14 protein-coding genes and 2 pseudogenes are annotated in these 15,650 nt (G+C 41.0%); 8 read left to right on the forward strand and 8 right to left on the reverse strand.

Annotated features, from left to right (window positions below):
* Nucleotides 1–19: 19 nt before the first annotated feature.
* Complete coding sequence (locus L6494_RS22345; RefSeq protein ID WP_237989940.1) at nt 20–1,609, reverse strand: AAA-like domain-containing protein; 1,590 nt, start codon at nt 1,607–1,609, stop codon at nt 20–22.
* Nucleotides 1,610–1,779: 170 nt separating this feature from the next.
* Here L6494_RS22345 and L6494_RS22350 point away from each other — a divergent pair, with 170 nt between their 5' ends.
* On the forward strand, nt 1,780–2,487 hold the full coding sequence (locus tag L6494_RS22350) for a 16S rRNA (uracil(1498)-N(3))-methyltransferase (RefSeq protein WP_237989941.1): 708 nt from the start codon (nt 1,780–1,782) through the stop codon (nt 2,485–2,487).
* 117 nt (nt 2,488–2,604) lie between these two features.
* Nucleotides 2,605–2,820: pseudogene (locus L6494_RS22355) on the forward strand (tetratricopeptide repeat protein); the annotation flags it as partial.
* Nucleotides 2,821–2,887: 67 nt separating this feature from the next.
* Here the strand turns inward: L6494_RS22355 and L6494_RS22360 are convergent.
* On the reverse strand, nt 2,888–3,316 hold the full coding sequence (locus L6494_RS22360; RefSeq protein ID WP_237989942.1) for a hypothetical protein: 429 nt from the start codon (nt 3,314–3,316) through the stop codon (nt 2,888–2,890).
* Between the two features lie 582 nt (nt 3,317–3,898).
* Between L6494_RS22360 and L6494_RS22365 the strand changes: the two genes are divergently transcribed.
* On the forward strand, nt 3,899–4,567 hold the full coding sequence (locus L6494_RS22365) for a lipase family alpha/beta hydrolase (protein WP_237989943.1): 669 nt from the start codon (nt 3,899–3,901) through the stop codon (nt 4,565–4,567).
* Here L6494_RS22365 and L6494_RS22370 read toward each other — a convergent pair.
* Nucleotides 4,497–4,928 (reverse strand): VOC family protein, encoded by a 432-nt coding sequence (locus L6494_RS22370; RefSeq protein ID WP_237989944.1) that lies wholly within the window; start codon nt 4,926–4,928, stop codon nt 4,497–4,499. The genes L6494_RS22365 and L6494_RS22370 overlap by 71 nt on opposite strands.
* 196 nt (nt 4,929–5,124) lie before the next feature.
* Here L6494_RS22370 and L6494_RS22375 point away from each other — a divergent pair.
* The 4 genes and pseudogenes from L6494_RS22375 to L6494_RS22390 all read left to right on the forward strand — a co-directional run bounded on the left by L6494_RS22375 (nt 5,125) and on the right by L6494_RS22390 (nt 10,700).
* Nucleotides 5,125–6,033: pseudogene (locus L6494_RS22375) on the forward strand (IS982 family transposase).
* Between the two features lie 243 nt (nt 6,034–6,276).
* The gene (locus L6494_RS22380; RefSeq protein WP_237989945.1) at nt 6,277–7,074 is read left to right on the forward strand and encodes a TIGR00297 family protein; all 798 of its coding nucleotides are present in this window, start codon (nt 6,277–6,279) and stop codon (nt 7,072–7,074) included.
* 276 nt (nt 7,075–7,350) lie between these two features.
* Entirely contained in the window at nt 7,351–8,109 is a 759-nt protein-coding gene (locus tag L6494_RS22385) for a peptidylprolyl isomerase (protein WP_237989946.1), read from the forward strand.
* Nucleotides 8,058–10,700 carry a peptidase domain-containing ABC transporter gene (locus tag L6494_RS22390; protein WP_237989947.1) on the forward strand — a complete coding sequence of 881 codons (2,643 nt, stop codon included), beginning with the start codon at nt 8,058–8,060 and terminating at the stop codon, nt 10,698–10,700. Before L6494_RS22385 ends, L6494_RS22390 begins: the two co-directional genes overlap by 52 nt.
* Nucleotides 10,701–10,822: 122 nt before the next feature.
* Here the strand turns inward: L6494_RS22390 and L6494_RS22395 are convergent, their stop codons facing one another.
* Nucleotides 10,823–10,963 carry a hypothetical protein gene (locus tag L6494_RS22395; RefSeq protein WP_237989948.1) on the reverse strand — a complete coding sequence of 47 codons (141 nt, stop codon included), beginning with the start codon at nt 10,961–10,963 and terminating at the stop codon, nt 10,823–10,825.
* A gap of 170 nt (nt 10,964–11,133) precedes the next feature.
* Here L6494_RS22395 and L6494_RS22400 point away from each other — a divergent pair, with 170 nt between their 5' ends.
* Nucleotides 11,134–13,779, forward strand: coding sequence for a tetratricopeptide repeat protein (locus L6494_RS22400; RefSeq protein WP_237989949.1), 2,646 nt, complete (start codon nt 11,134–11,136; stop codon nt 13,777–13,779).
* 391 nt (nt 13,780–14,170) lie between these two features.
* On the opposite strand, the gene L6494_RS22405 is transcribed toward L6494_RS22400, so the two are convergent.
* The 4 genes from L6494_RS22405 to L6494_RS22420 all read right to left on the reverse strand — a co-directional run bounded on the left by L6494_RS22405 (nt 14,171) and on the right by L6494_RS22420 (nt 15,547).
* A complete protein-coding gene (locus L6494_RS22405) occupies nt 14,171–14,533 on the reverse strand; it encodes a DUF5615 family PIN-like protein (protein WP_237989950.1) in 363 nt (120 codons plus the stop codon).
* A gap of 9 nt (nt 14,534–14,542) precedes the next feature.
* Entirely contained in the window at nt 14,543–14,773 is a 231-nt protein-coding gene (locus L6494_RS22410) for a DUF433 domain-containing protein (RefSeq protein ID WP_237989951.1), read from the reverse strand.
* A 100-nt stretch (nt 14,774–14,873) separates the two neighbouring features.
* Nucleotides 14,874–15,122 carry an AbrB/MazE/SpoVT family DNA-binding domain-containing protein gene (locus L6494_RS22415; protein WP_237989952.1) on the reverse strand — a complete coding sequence of 83 codons (249 nt, stop codon included), beginning with the start codon at nt 15,120–15,122 and terminating at the stop codon, nt 14,874–14,876.
* 230 nt (nt 15,123–15,352) lie between these two features.
* Nucleotides 15,353–15,547 carry a type II toxin-antitoxin system VapB family antitoxin gene (locus L6494_RS22420; protein WP_237989953.1) on the reverse strand — a complete coding sequence of 65 codons (195 nt, stop codon included), beginning with the start codon at nt 15,545–15,547 and terminating at the stop codon, nt 15,353–15,355.
* Nucleotides 15,548–15,650 lie beyond the last annotated feature (103 nt).

The following is a 15,650-nucleotide window of genomic DNA, read 5'->3' on the forward strand; positions in this document are numbered from 1 at the left end:
CCTATATTGCAAGTAATCACTAAAGAAAAGCTCGAAAATATAGTCGATATAATTCACAACGCGGCTTGGCAAAATTCCCGTGTAAATTGACTAATCCCAAGCGTTGCAAAGACCTAGAAATTCTCGGATGTAACCGAACTGGATTGTTTTCATCCGCAGATATAACCTGAATAAATGCCATTCTTAACTCTGGACTATTTTCGAGTGTTTCCAAGAGTTCTTGTAGATGATCTCTGTATGCTCCTGATAAGGTGGATGCTTCTGCTAAAAATTTATCAAGGTTCTTTTTCTTCGATTTAATATTATTAATAGCAGTTCGTAAAAGATAGGGATGTCCTCCTACCATAGCCATAAGTTTATCTACTTGATTCGTATTCCATTTGAGTCCATATAACTTGACTAAACATTGCACCTGTTTCTGGTTAAATTCTGGTAAATCAACTATCAATCCCACATTGGCAAGAGGTGAACTATTGATATCTAGTGAAGCATAAACTTCTGTAGAATGAACAATTATTAAACGAAGTCTTTCCCAAATCCTATTATTAGGATCGCCGCGCCTTGCCATATCATAAAAACTTCTGAGAAGGCTACAAAAGTCTTGAGAAATTTCATTGTGTTCAAAAATTAAATCAACATCATTTAGAGCTAGCACTAACTCATTAGTCGTATTTGGCAACAGGTATTTTTTAAAATATTCGCTACTGTTATAAATAGGAGTCACTCGGTTGTCCCAATATTCATGTACCTGATTGGTTAAACCTAGCTCTTTGCTAACAGCAGCACAAAATGACTGGAGAAATTTCTCCATATCAGTTGCTAATTGGCGATCTATTAACCCTCTGCAACTCAATGTTACGGTTTGATAGTTATTCGCTCTCGCATAGGTAAGAATCCTATTCATTAAAGATGTTTTACCCATCTTATCTGGTGCTTTAATCCGTATTAAAGCACCCTGTTGTCTAATCTCTTCATAACATTGCTGTTCGATGGGAGGGCGTTCTACATAAAAACCATCAGGAGATTGCTGGACTGTTTTTTGATAGAGAACTGGAGTTAGTTCTTCGGGAATACCTTCTAGTCCAATCTCCGCACACCCAAATTTAAAAGCCTTTTCAGGGGAATGATTTGCTCCTAATGCTTTGTAAAAACCCACAGCAAAAGCGATCGCAGCTTGATCGCCAATAGCAGTGTTCATACCAATGACAAAAGGGATATACTTAGCAATAGCCTCCGCCTGAGTGACGGAATAACAAGCATTCAGAAGTACACACTGGACTTGATCGGCTACTAATTCAAACAATGCAGCTAAAGCTTGCGGTTTGACTGACTGAACTTTACCCAAACCATCCTCAAAGCAAAGCTCACCTGTACTTGCGCCATGTCCTGAAAAATGCACAATATGAGGCTCAAATTTCAGTAATTCCTGGCTAACATCTCCAGAACGTGCAGATAATACGTACTCTAGCTGAAATCTTTCTCGATGCTGGCTTTGTTGTAACTTTTGCTTGATTTCTCGCAACTCTTGTCCTAAACGCAGTTTAGCCGTATCAGTAGGTTCAGCAGTTAAAAACAAAATTCTAATCTGGCTATCGTTGGTGTAGGTCATCGATATCTGTTCTTAAAGCTCCATTAATTACCTCTTAGGTCTGTTTTAGCATACTTACGAGAAACTACGGAAGTGATTCCACCTAATTTTAATGTTTTATAAGATATATCGCCCAAAAGCCATCTAGACGGGAAACAAATCATTTCTAATCCCACAGCGCAGAAATATCCATGTCTCAACTACAACGAATTGCGATCGCACCTTCCCAACTCCAAGAACATCAAATTTTACTCACACCACCACAACAACATTACTTAAAGCGGGTGTTGCGTTTGGGTGAGGGTGAGCAATTTATTGCTATGGATGGACTGGGTAAATGGTGGTTAGCTCAGATAACTGGAGAACACGCAAAGGTCTTAGAATCGCTAATTGTTGAGACTGAGTTACCTGTAGCCATTACTTTAATGATGGCTTTACCCAAAGGTAGCGGTTTTGATGAAGTGGTGCGGAGTTGTACTGAGTTAGGTGTAGCTTGTATTGCTCCAGTGTTGAGCGATCGCACTTTACTAAATCCCAGTCCGCAAAAGCTGGAACGTTGGCGGCGTATTGCAGCCGAAGCCGCAGAACAATCAGAGCGTGCTTTTGTCCCAACAATTTTAGAACCTGTAACATTTAAAGATGCTGTAACTAATAGCACAGCTAGTCACCGCTATATTTGTGAAGCGCGTGGTGAGTATAGCCATCTTCAGAGCGTAATTACCAAGATTGCGGGAGATGTTGTCATAGCTACTGGCCCGGAAGGAGGATGGACAGATAGAGAAATTGAGGAAGCGATCGCCGCAGAGTTTCAACCAGTATCTTTAGGTCGTCGTATCTTACGGGCAGTAACAGCACCTATAGTAGCATTATCCCTAATTTCCGCAGCGTGTGAAGTATAAATGTAGGTGACAGGGGACAGGGGACAGGGGACAGGGAAGAAGAATATTGCACTGTAACAGACTACATCTGAATTTCTTAATTTTGCCATGATTGAGCAAGTAGCGATCGCCTTTGAGCATAATTTACTAGACTGGCTGACTCAGTATCTACCACAAGTCAAACATTACTCAGACTTTACACCCTTTGCACAGACAGTCCTAGAGCAAACAGAAATGCTGGGTAAAATTCAGTCTCACATTCACCTGTTTCGCAGAGAGAAGACCTATTGGGACCCAGCATTTCATTTATATAGCGGATTGATATTTAACAAAGACACGGCAAAAAACTATTAGTCATTGGTAATTAGTTCTTTTCCCTGTCACCTGTCACCTATCACCTATCACCTATCACCTTCAATACTTAACCAGGAGTTTTAACTTGACGCGCCATATCTAGATAAGTATTCATATTCGCGCCTGGACGACGACGACCATTTGAGCCACTAACGGAGGGAGTTAGGTACTTAGGTGCAAATGTAGTTTCAGTAGGTGTAGCGGGTTTAGTGCTAGCGGCTGGTGCTGGTACTGGTTCAGTTGGAGCAGCCTTACCATTCTGAGAAGCTTCTTTCTTAGCTGCTTTCACAGGAGATGGTTCTGGCTGTGGTGCTGTGGCTACTTTTGCTTTCGTACCGTTAGATGTTTCTGCTGCTGGTTTAGCCTCAACAACTGGTGCTGAACCTGTACCAGTTTCTTCTAGTTGTAAGTAGTAACCACCATTTTTCTTGCCAGGTAACAGCCCGGTAATGAAACTTACGATGCCAGCGATTAGATTTTTGATAAAACCGAACATGGGATATTTCTCCTGAATTCTATACGTAATTCTGTAAAATTTGACCGCAATATTAATAATTACGTCACAATGCTACGTTTTGTGATGGTCAGCTATTCATGATCCAACTTGATTGACTTTGTTTCAATCAGGCTTAGAGCGAGAGTTACAAGAGTCTCAAGTCTTATTTAGCAGCACTGTGCAATATGTAAACACTGAAGACTAATTATTAAATTTTACCCTAATCTAAAGCAAGATTCTGAAAGCTTGCTTTACAAAAATTAACATAAATTTATTTGATAGTTATCTATTGTCATCAGTAATGATTATCCAACAGAATTGACCCAGTAGAATTATTTGTTGAGGGGCAGGGGAGCAAGGGAGCAGGGGGCAGGGGGCAGGGGGCAGGGGGCAGGGGGCAGGGGAGATTTTTTCAGCATCGGCTAAAACGCCACGCTACCGCTAACACAACTCATCACTCATCACTCATCACTCATCACTCCTCACTCCATCAACCAGTCCGAAGAGTGTCATAATCTGGCTTCTAGCAAGGATTAGACTCAGTTACATTTTCTACAGAACTAATGTCAACCATATAGAATAATGAAGACAAAAAACCAACAGCGTAATCCTGTATTGTTGGTACATGGCATTACTGATACGGAAGCAGTCTTTGATGAAATGGCTGTTTTTTTAGGAAAACAGGGCTGGCCTGTGTATTCACTAGATTTAGTCCCAAATAATGGTGAAGTAGGCTTGGATGTATTGGCACAGCAACTTGCTAACTACATTGCCAGAAACTTTGCACCAGAACAAACCTTAGATGTAGTAGGCTTCAGCATGGGCGGAATTGTTAGCCGTTACTATATCCAACGGCTGGGAGGAATTGAGCGTGTGCAACGGTTTATTACGATTTCTTCACCGCATCATGGAACTGTTGTTGCTTATGCTTCCCACAATCTTGGGTGCTTACAAATGCGTCCTAACAGCGAATTTCTCAAAGATTTAAATGCTGATGCGATGATGTTAGAACAGTTAAATTTTACTTCTATTTGGACAAATTATGATTTGATGATTATTCCTGCGAATAGTTCCAAAATGCCCATAGGTAAAGAAGTAATCATTCCAGTAGCGTTGCATTCATGGATGCTCACAGACTCTCGTTGCATAGCCGAAGTAGCCGCAGCTTTGGCAGAACCAATTAAGCCCTATCACCAATTTGAGTATATTCATAGCTCCCAAAAATTGCTTCTGGGTGGCGATAATATTTAAATTCCATTAAATTATTAAACGGATCTTCTAAAAAAAAAGTGCAATGTTCTAGGGTAGAACCAACAAAGCGATTTTTGGGTTCTTCACGAAATAAAAGCTGTTTTTGTTGCGCCCTTTGTAGTAGTTCTTTCCAGTCTGTTTCTTGGGTAAAAATTAAACCAAAGTGTCTAGGATAAATAGTGCGTTGACGCGTTAAAGGTTCTTTGGTCAAATGGGCTACTAATTGATGACCATAAAGATTGAGAATGAGGGCTTGGGGGTTTTCACGACCGGGTATACAGCCTAAGCCATCAACATAGTATGTTTTTGCCTGGGCAATATCAGTCACAGGGAAAGCTAGGTGAAATAAAGTTTGGTTCATAGTTTTAATTGGAAATTGGGTATTAGTGGTTTGTAGTAAGCACTTTAGTGCTTAGAGGTTATTTATAAATTGCTTGGCTATTCTCTTAGAAAATAAGGACTAAAGTCCTGACTACGAACTTAGCTAACCTGAGTTCGGGATAAGGAAAAGGACAGGTAGTAAGCTGAAAATAACAACAAATCCAGCAGCCTGTCCTATGTTTAGTTTAGATGCTTTGTTCTGTCATGTAGATGATTTCTGTAAAGCGTTTGAAGCGCAATGGCACAAAAAATTGTTAAATCATGGAGGAATAAAACGTTTTCGTGCTAAAAGCTTATGTTTAAGTGAAATCATGACAATTATCATCGCTTTTCATCAAAATCACTACCGGAATTTCAAGCATTTTTATTTAAATCAAGTGAAACAACAGTGGAGTTCTGCATTTCCAGGTCTTCCTTCTTATCAACGATTTATTGAATGGATGCCATCAACCTTGATACCTTTGTGTGTCTATCTGAAGCATTGTTTTGGACAATGTACAGGTATCGGTTTTATCGATTCAACTTGCTTGAAGGTATGTCATAATCGTCGGATTTCTAGGCATAAGGTGTTTGAAGGTTTAGCCGCTCGTGGCAAGACTTCTGTGGATTGGTTTTTTGGTTTTAAGCTGCATCTGGTCGTCAATGAGTTTGGTCAACTCTTAAATGTATCTCTGACTCCTGGTAATGTCGATGACCGTCAACCAGTACCCGATTTACTGAGTGGTCTGTTTGGCAAAATATTTGCCGATAGAGGTTATGTTTCACAAAAACTTGCTTCTCAACTTTTACAAGACTTCGGAATTGAATTTTTTGCCAAACCCCGTCGCAATATGAAGAATAAGCTAATGCGTCTTCATGACAAGCTTTTGTCCCGTAAACGCTCAATTATTGAGACGATTAATGACCAACTCAAAAATATTTCTCAAATTGAGCATTCCAGACATCGATAGCGAAGCGGTAGCCGGTACCCCGGCGTCAGCCCTGTTAATTTTTGCGTTAACGTTCTTTGCGGATTAATCGCTTATTGTCATCAACCTAAGAAACCTAGCCTTCAACTGGAGTGGCTTTTACCTCCTTATCTTTAACCCGAACTCAGGTTAGCTAATCATTTTTTTGCTATTTTGCCTGTTTATTTCTCCCTTAAGCTGTAAAGAAAATATAAACTATGCACTTTGGGAATGGGGAGGTAAAGGAAATAAAGTTCCAAGCCAGATATACAGCCTGTTTTACTTCTGACTCCTGAATTATGACTCCTGAATTCTGTTGTTAGCTCTAAAATTCGCTATTCTGGTTGATATCTGGGCAACACTACACATGGTTCATTGCTGATGTTCTCATTTATTAGCTCTGCCAATCCTTGGTTAGTAGGAGTAGGACTAAACGCCATTTTATTGAGTTTAGTTTGGTTTGCTCCCAAAAAGCTGCTGACTCCGGCGGGAGTATTCCACGCTTGGCTATTGGGCGTATTGATTTGGGGAACTATCGGCTGGCGGGGATATGTAGTAGTGATGTTTTATTTTTTAGTGGGTTCTGGTGTGACGCGCATCGGCTTGGCACAAAAAGAGGCCGAAGGTATTGCTGAAAAGCGTTCAGGTGCGAGAGGCCCGGAAAACGTCTGGGGTTCGGCTTTGACTGCGGCGTTGTGTGCAGTAGGATTCGGACTAATTAATGCTGGAATAATTTTACCTAATTCCCAGTCCCTCATCCCCAATCCCCAATCTCTACTCTTGTTGGGCTATGTGGCAAGTTTTAGTACAAAGCTGTCTGATACCTGTGCTAGTGAAGTGGGTAAAGCCTACGGTAAAAGGACTTTTTTAATTACTACACTGCAACCCGTAGCGAGAGGGACAGAGGGTGCTGTGAGTTTAGAAGGGACTTTAGCGGGTGTAGTGGCTTCAATTGCGATCGCTATTTTAGGTTGGGGTGTGAGTTTAGTTTCACCGATGGGTATACTGTGGTGTGTCTTAGCAGCATTCGTTGCCACAAATTTAGAAAGTGTCATTGGTGCAACCCTGCAAGCTAAATACACTTGGCTGACAAATGAAGTCGTTAATATTGTTAACACTTCAATTGGTGCGATCGCAGCTATGCTATTCGCTTTTATCTGGGCAAGTTTATTTAGTTAAGGGTGCAGGGAAGATTTCAATTTGTTGACTGTTGACTGTTGACTGTTGATGCCCCGTAGTTATTGTTAATTTTAATAACTCTAATTGAGAGTCGCTTTAGCTAGGACGCAGAAGTGGACCATTTTGTATATTTGAAACGAATGTAAACCCCAAAGTTTTTCCCAGTCCCCAATCCCCAAGAGTTATTTAATTAATTTTGACTTTTGAATTTTGAATTGATTTGTCCCCAATCCCCAATCTGTTTATAAAGTTTTAGCTCTTTTACCAGGTGATTTCATGGAAACTTTATCGTTTTTGAGCATTGACGAGCAGCCAATTTCTGTTGAACAAACAGTAAAATATCTGCAAACATCAGGAAAATTGTCTCAGTTTATTAGTGATGTGCTTCGTCAGTATGTAATTGAGCAAGAAATCAGCACGCGGGAGGATATAGAAATCAATTCAGCCCTGTCAGAACAGAGTGTTATTGATTTTCGCCTGAAAAATCAACTAGCTGATCCTCAAGTTTTTCAGGAATGGTTGAGGAGAAATGGTACTGATTACAATACATTCCACGCTGCCATTACGTTCAATTTTAAATTAGAAAAATTAAAAGCTTTAGTGACAGAGGCAAAAATCTCTGAATACTTTATTGAACGGAAAATTTTTCTGGATCGTGTGGTACTCTCACGAATTGTGGTGGATAGTGGGGAACTGGCAGAAGAGTTACAACTGCAAATCACCGAAGGAGGTAGTTTTGAGCAATTAGCCAAGGAGTATTCCCAAGCAGACGATCGCATTGTCAACGGTATGATGGGGCCGATTAGCCGAGGCACAATGCCAGATATATTAAGGGCTGCTATTGATGCCGCCAACCCTGGACAAGTAGTAGGCCCTATAGAACTTGATGGACGCTTTGGGTTGTTTCGCATAGAACAATTATTACCCGCGTCTTTAGAAGATACGCAATTAACACAAGCACTACAAAACGAATTATTTGAACAATGGCTAGCGGAGAAAATTCAAAAGCTGACAGTCAAATTACAGATGAGTTAAAACTTCAGGATCATGAATCTCTAAGACAATACGTGCTAGCTAGTATACCTTGGAATCAACCACCTCTGGGTTTGCTCAATCCTGAACAAAAATCCCAATTAGAACAACGTTTAGAAACCCGTCGCTATCGACTGGGAGAGAAAATTTGGTCGAGCGAATTAGGCGGCTACCAGTTTTTAATTATTGCTGGTAAAGTTCGCCTGCGGGAAGAAGATACAGGTACACCTTTAGTAGCCTTAGAGGTGGGAGATTGGTTTGGCGACTTACAAAAAATCCCAGGGGATTATAAAGCTGTAGCTGCTACTAAAGAAGTAGTTGTAGTTTGTTGGGATACAAAACTGTGGGCGGAACTATCTACCCCAGAAATAGAAGATTTTTGGTTAGGTGTAGCACAACCTGAGAGTCCAGTCATTGCCACCAAAGTACAAGTATTCCAGCCCATTACACCAGAACCAACCCCAACTCCTCAGCCGACAGCCCAGAATTATCCTTTTGTTACTAATGGGAATACAGCAGCCGCTTGTTTAACAATGGCAGCCCAACAGTTAAATAATCCCGTGAAATTGGAATGGGTACAACGCCAACTCAGGGGACAGAATGCCAAACAAGTTGTTGAAGCCGGGGAAAAATTAGGGTTAGTGCTGCGGCGGGTGCAAATTAGTTGGAGTGAGTTACGACAGTTGTCATTTCCGGCTTTACTCCAATGGGAATCACAGTCATGGGTAATAGCTTATGGTGTGAAAGGCGATCGCTTAATTATCGCTAATCCCCTCCATCCTGATAGTATTTGTGAGAGCCTGCCGCAATCAGTGGTTGAGCAAGTCTGGGATGGGCAGTTGTGGCAAGTAGAACTGATATCCCAGCAAGAAAAATTCAACCTGAGTTGGTTTACTCCAGCTGTTTGGAAATATCGCAAACTGTTAGGAGAAGTCTTACTAGCTTCTTTTACCTTGCAGTTATTGGGGTTGGGGACACCACTAATTACCCAGGTGGTGATTGATAAAGTCATGGTACAGGAGAGTTTACCCACTCTCGATGTCATGGCGATCGCACTGTTATTTATCGCATTATTTGAGTCTATACTCGGTATTCTCCGGCTATTTATCTTTACTCACACAGCCAGACGCTTAGACTTAAGTTTATCAGGACAGTTATTTCGTCATCTCATGCGCTTGCCCTTGGCTTATTTTGAGTCTAGGCGCGTCGGGGATACTGTCGCCAGAGTGCAAGAACTGGAACAAATCCGCCAGTTTCTTACAGGTACAGCATTAACGGTAATTTTAGATAGCATCTTTGCTGTTGTCTATTTGGTGTTGATGTTCTACTACAACATCCCTCTCACCTTTGTAGCGTTAGCAGTTTTACCACTGTTTGCCACCTTGACGATAGTTGCAACACCGATTTTGCGTAACTGGTTAAACGAAACCTTTAACCGCAGTGCTGATAGTCAGTCATTTTTAGTAGAAACAATCACGGGTATCCATTCTGTCAAAGCTCATGCAGCCGAATCAGTAGCCCGCGATCGCTGGGAAGGCTTATTTGCTCGTTTTGTCCGTACTGGCTTTAAAGCTTCCACTACTTCTAACATTAGCAGTAATATTGGTGACTTCCTCACTAATTTATCTTCCCTATTAATCCTCTGGGTAGGTGCAAAATTAGTGATTGATCAAAAGCTGACAGTTGGGCAACTTGTAGCCTTTCAAATGCTATCTGGTAGGGTGACAGGTCCACTGTTGCGGTTAGTGCAGTTGTGGCAAAATCTGCAACAAGTTTTACTCTCAGTAGACAGAATTGGGGATATTCTCAACGTCGCCCCAGAAGCGGAAATGGGGACAGGTTTAGTCTTACCACCCCTGAAAGGAGAAGTTAGCTTTGAACAAGTATTTTTTCGTTATAAAGCTAACACTGAACCTGTTTTGCGAGGCATTTCTTTTAATGTTGAACCAGGGCAATTTGTCGGGATTGTCGGACGCAGTGGTTCTGGTAAAAGTACCCTATCTAAACTCTTACAAAGACTCTATCAAATAGAATCAGGACGCATTCTGATTGATGGTTTTGATATTAAGAGTGCTGATTTATCATCACTGCGGCAACAAATTGGTGTAGTTCTCCAAGAAGACTTTTTATTTAATGGTACTATCTTGGAAAATATTACCCTGGGCAATCCCAATATTACCGCCGAACAAGTAGTAGAAGCGGCAAGAATGGCGGTAGCCCACGACTTTATCAGTCAATTACCCTATGGTTATGAAAATAATGTTGGGGAACGGGGTACAGCCTTATCTGGAGGACAAAGACAACGCATTGCTTTAGCGAGGTTGTTTCTCTCGGAAGCACCGATTTTAGTATTAGATGAAGCTACCAGTGCTTTAGATAGTGAAACTGAGCAACAGGTACTACAAAATCTGCAAAAGATATCCGCTAACCGGACTGTATTTTTGATTGCTCACCGCTTTGCACCTCTCAAACGAGCTGATCAAATTTTAGTGTTAGAGCGAGGGGTGATTGCTGAACGTGGTACTCATCCACAATTATTGCAGCAAAAGGGTTTGTATTGGTCACTTTACCAACGCCAGCAAGCAAACGTGTAGGGGAAGAGTTCGTAGTGAGGACTTTAGTCCTCATCTAAGGACTGTTCGCGGAGCGTTCCCGAAGGGTAGTCCTTACTACAAACTATTTTCTTAACTGAACTGTATTGATCTTTATCCCCCTTCTATTCCTCTGTTGCTTCTAGTTCCAGCAATTCCCAAATTAGGATAGCTAACTCCATCACAATTCCTGAGCCGGGAAACAACCAATCAACAACTAATGGAATCAGAAAACACAAAACCGCTATCAGCCTTTTAGATGTCATTTGCTTTACCTTGAATGCTGAAGCAAAGCTAAATTTGGGGTAGTACCTGAAGGCAAAAGCGGTTATTTCTTCGTGGTAATGCGTGAATATGCCGAAGTTTAAGTTTGGGGATGCTAGATTAAGTTTGGGGATTCCCTAAACTTTGTCGCAAATTTGGGCAAGAATAACTGATGGCGCGTGTTAGCTATGGTGATGATGTCAAAGCACGGGTAAGGCTGCTATTAGAAAAGTTTTTGGCTTATGTTAATCATGAGTTAGAAAACAGTGAACTTTATAAAATTGCCCTTAACTGGGAAAACTCACAGCAAGTTATAGTCAGAACACAGCTAAGAGTCTTGGCGGAACTTAGCGGTTTAACCACAAAGCAAGTCGGAGAAGCACTAAATCGACTGAAAGATTTTTTAGACATTCTCGAAGATTTGCGCGAACACAAGCAAGGTTCGGCAGACTGGCACTTTCGACTGAAGCTTTGGCATGATAAAAGCGACAAAGACGGGAATTTACAGAAATTTGATGCAGAATGGCAACGCCGCCGAGAAGAATTACCAGGTGTGCAGCGTGGGGAAGGTAGAAAAACTCAACCCCAGCCTACCCGTTACGAAAATATTCCTTTTAGTTGGGTGGTGGAGTTTGTCGGACGAGAAACGGAATTGCAAAAACTGCATGAACTATTGCAGGAAAATCAACAGGTAGCAATTGCGGCTATTGCTGGGATGGGTGGAGTCGGGAAAACAGAACTAGCTGTGCAATACGCCAATTCTCACCGCGTTACTTATCAAGGTGGGATTTGTTGGTTGTCTGCATTACAGGATGTGGGGGTGCAACTGGTGCAGTTCGCTGCTAATAAACTGCAATTAAAGCCGCCAGAAGATTTAGATTTAGTTGGGAGAGTACAGTATTGTCTGACAAATTGGCATGAGGGTGAGGTTTTATTGGTAATTGATAACGTCACTAACTATCGAGATGAGGTTAGGTGTTATTTAGAATCTGTTCCTTCGCGGTTTAAGCAGTTAATTACCACACGGGAAAAATTACAGTCGCCAATAGCGCGCTTGGATTTAGATGTGCTGACACCACTAGCGGCGATGCAGTTATTAAAATCCATAGTGAGTAGGGAACGACTGCGACGTGAGGCTTTAGTTGCTAGAAAGCTTTGTAAATGGTTGGGATATTTGCCCTTGGGTTTAGAATTAGTCGGGCGTTATTTGTTAGGTGATGAGGAATTATCCCTAGCAGAAATGCTGCAAGACTTGGAAAATGAGCGTTTGCAGCATGAGGCTTTAGACGAAGCTCCCCAAGAAATGGCTGTGAAATGGGGTGTTGCGGCTGCTTTTGAGTTGAGTTGGCGACGTTTGCGAGAAAATGCCCAACATTTAGGCTGTGTTTTGAGTTTATTTGCTTTAGCTCCCATTTCTTGGGAGTTGGTGGAGGGGATAACAATAAATAATGAGGCTCAAAATTGGAAAAAAGCCAGACGTGAGTTGTTACAGTTACACCTACTTCAGCCTAAAGGTGAGGGAATATATCAATTGCATCCCCTGTTGCGGGAGTTTTTCCAATCTAAGCTTACAGGTTTAGAACAGGCAGAGGAATTTAAGCATTCAGTTTGTAGAGTGATGATAGCAGTTGCTCAAGATATTCCTGAAACCCCCACACTTGAGCAAATTAAGGATGTCGCCCCAGCAATACCTCACTTAGCTGAAGTAGCAAACAATCTCATTCAATATGTCAGCGATAAAGATTTACTTTGGCCATTCGTCGGTAATGCTCGTTTTTACAATGGTCGGGGATTGTATAACCAAGCTATACCTTGGTCTGAGCAGTGCCTAAAAATCACCAAAAAACGCTTAGGGGAAGAACATCCATCTGTCGCTACTAGCCTCAACAATCTAGCGGGACTCTATGAATCCCAAGGCAGATATAGCAAAGCCGAACCTCTATACAAGCAAAGTTTGACGCTAACGCAACACCTGCTAGGAGACGAAAATCCATCTGTCGCCACTAGCCTCAACAATTTGGCATTACTCTACAAATCCCAAGGGAAATACAGCCAAGCCGAACCCTTGTACATCCAAGCTTTGGCACTGCGGCGCAAACTCCTGGGTGAAGAACATCCATCTGTCGCCACTAGCCTCAACAATCTGGCATTACTCTACAAATCCCAAGGAAGATATAACGAAGCTGAACATATGTGTTTGAAAGCTTGTGAACTAATGCAACGTCTACGGGGAGACGAAGATTTAGATGTTGCCAATAGCCTTGACAATTTAGCGTTAATCTATGATTTCCAAGGAAAATATAACGAAGCTGAACCTCTATACCTGCGAGTTTTAGAAGTAAGACGACGCTTACTGGGGGAGCAACATCCCGATTTTGCACTTAGCCTAAATAATCTGGCAGCACTCTACTACTCCCAAGGAAGATACAGCAAAGCTGAACCCTTATACCTAAAGGCTTTGTCACTATGGCAAGGACTGTTGGGGCAAGAACACCCTTATGTTGCACTTAGCCTAAATAATTTGGCAGGACTCTATTACTCACAAGGAAAATACAGCGAAGCCGAACCACTGTTTCTGGAAGCATTGGTATTAACACAACGCTTAATGGGACAGCAACATCCAGATTTTGCTCAAAGCCTTCACAATTTAGCAGTAGTCTACCACTCTCAAGGACGATATACAGAAACAGAACCACTCTATCTGCAAGCTTTGGAGATTTTTGAGCAACAGTTAGGCGTGAATCATCCCGATACTGTTAATTGTCGTAACAATTTGGCAAAACTTCGTGATCGCCTCAACTCAGATCAGCAATTATAATGATAATTCTTGAATACGCGATGCTGGCGGCGATGCTTTTCTACATTCAAACACAAACTTTGATGTTCTAACCTCAAACTTTCGTGTTCTGAACTCGAAGTTTCCTGTTGCAAGTGAGAATGTTCGTGTTTTGAACTCGAAGTTTTATGCTCTGAACTCAAAGTTTCGTGTTTTGAACTCGAAGTTTCATGTTCTAAACTCAAAGTTTCGTGTTTCAAACGAGAACGTTCTTGTTTTGAGGTGAAATGATGGTGTTGTGAAGGCGATGCCTACCTACGGCTGGCTACGCTTACTCTCTACCTTTTGACTCGAAGTTCCCTGTTCATTTTTAGATGATAACAAAAATCAGCGATCGCCCTTCAAAATCGCAAAAATAAACTGATAATTTTACTCATATTGGCAATCGCCTCACTCGGAAAGTTTCATTACTGACAGAAATAATTGACCCTGCTTCTAGCTCATCCTGACACTCACTCAAAACTTGTGTCAAACGTTCATTAATTACATCATAATTTTCATTACCTAACCTAAACAAAATTACGCTAGGTAAACTATCCCCACTCACTGCTAAAAGTTGAGCAAAATCCAAATCTATCGTTAATAAAATTCTTTCTTCTATGCGAGCTTTGATTAAAATCTCATGATCTGGTAGCTTTTGTAACCCTTCATCACGCAAATGCAACACATCATAACCACAATTACGCAACCAAGATACAGTTCGTAGCGAAATTCCCATATCTGCCAAAAACTTCATAATTTATCATTAAGCCGTTTTGAAGGGATAAACTCGCTCTTGTGTCAACCATGCAGCGTAAAGTAAAGATTGACGTATATCTTCTGGTTCTAAATCTGGATATTCTTCTAAAATTTCCTCTACAGGTTTGCTATTAGCTACCAAATTCACCACTAAAGAAACTGGGATTCGCATCCCACGAATACAAGCTTGTCCACCCATAATGTTGGGGTCAAATGTAATTCTGTCTAAACCTAACATAAAAATATTTCTGATATTAATTACTTGACTAAATATAACGCTTATTGGCAAATCAAAACAGTTGGTAGGGTGCGTCAAATAGCGCACCAAGATATTAGTATCAACTCCAATCACTTGAACCCTCTTGAATCGCTGTTTCCATGTCTCTTAAAGTTGCACTCTTCATTCCCGGACGATGTAAAATACCCGATAAACTTTGAACAGGGACATTCAGGGGAATCAATTTAACTGTCCCATTTTCATCAATCACAAAATCAACTTTACTACCTGCATCAAGATTCAGATAATCTCTAATTTCTTTAGGAATAGTTACTTGTCCTGTAGTGGTGATGGTGGTGGTGCTAACCATGACACACATTCCTCATATACACTCTTTATTGTTAGATGATAACAAAAATCAGCGATCGCTCTACCTTTTGACTCGAAGTTTTGTGTTCTCATTAATTCTTGGCACTTTTATATTTTTGTTGAAATCGCCAATCGCAAGCGGTTCTACTCCCAAAAGAGTATCTAGTTTATTTGTTTCTGGGGTTTCCCTACCGTTAAAATAGTCTACCCATACACTTGAATCTACAATAATCATGAATTTGTTCTAATCTCATCAAGGTTGCCTTCCCATCGGAGATTACCTCGATAAGCTTTTATTTTTTCTTGCTGCTTTAGTTTAATTAGTGTCTTCAATCCAAGCTCAATCACTTCTTGTTTAGTCTTTAGACCAGTTACTTTAATTGCTTCATCTATGAGCTTTTCATTGATAACAAAATCAGTTTTCATAGTAAGTTTAGATATTTGTATTCAAATAGGGTCTAATTTGATGTTATTTAGTACGTGCTGAGGTTGTCAATTAAATTCTGAATTATTCTTAACTGCTTGCAGT

The organism is Nostoc sp. UHCC 0870 (assembly GCF_022063185.1).
GTDB lineage: Bacteria > Cyanobacteriota > Cyanobacteriia > Cyanobacteriales > Nostocaceae > Trichormus.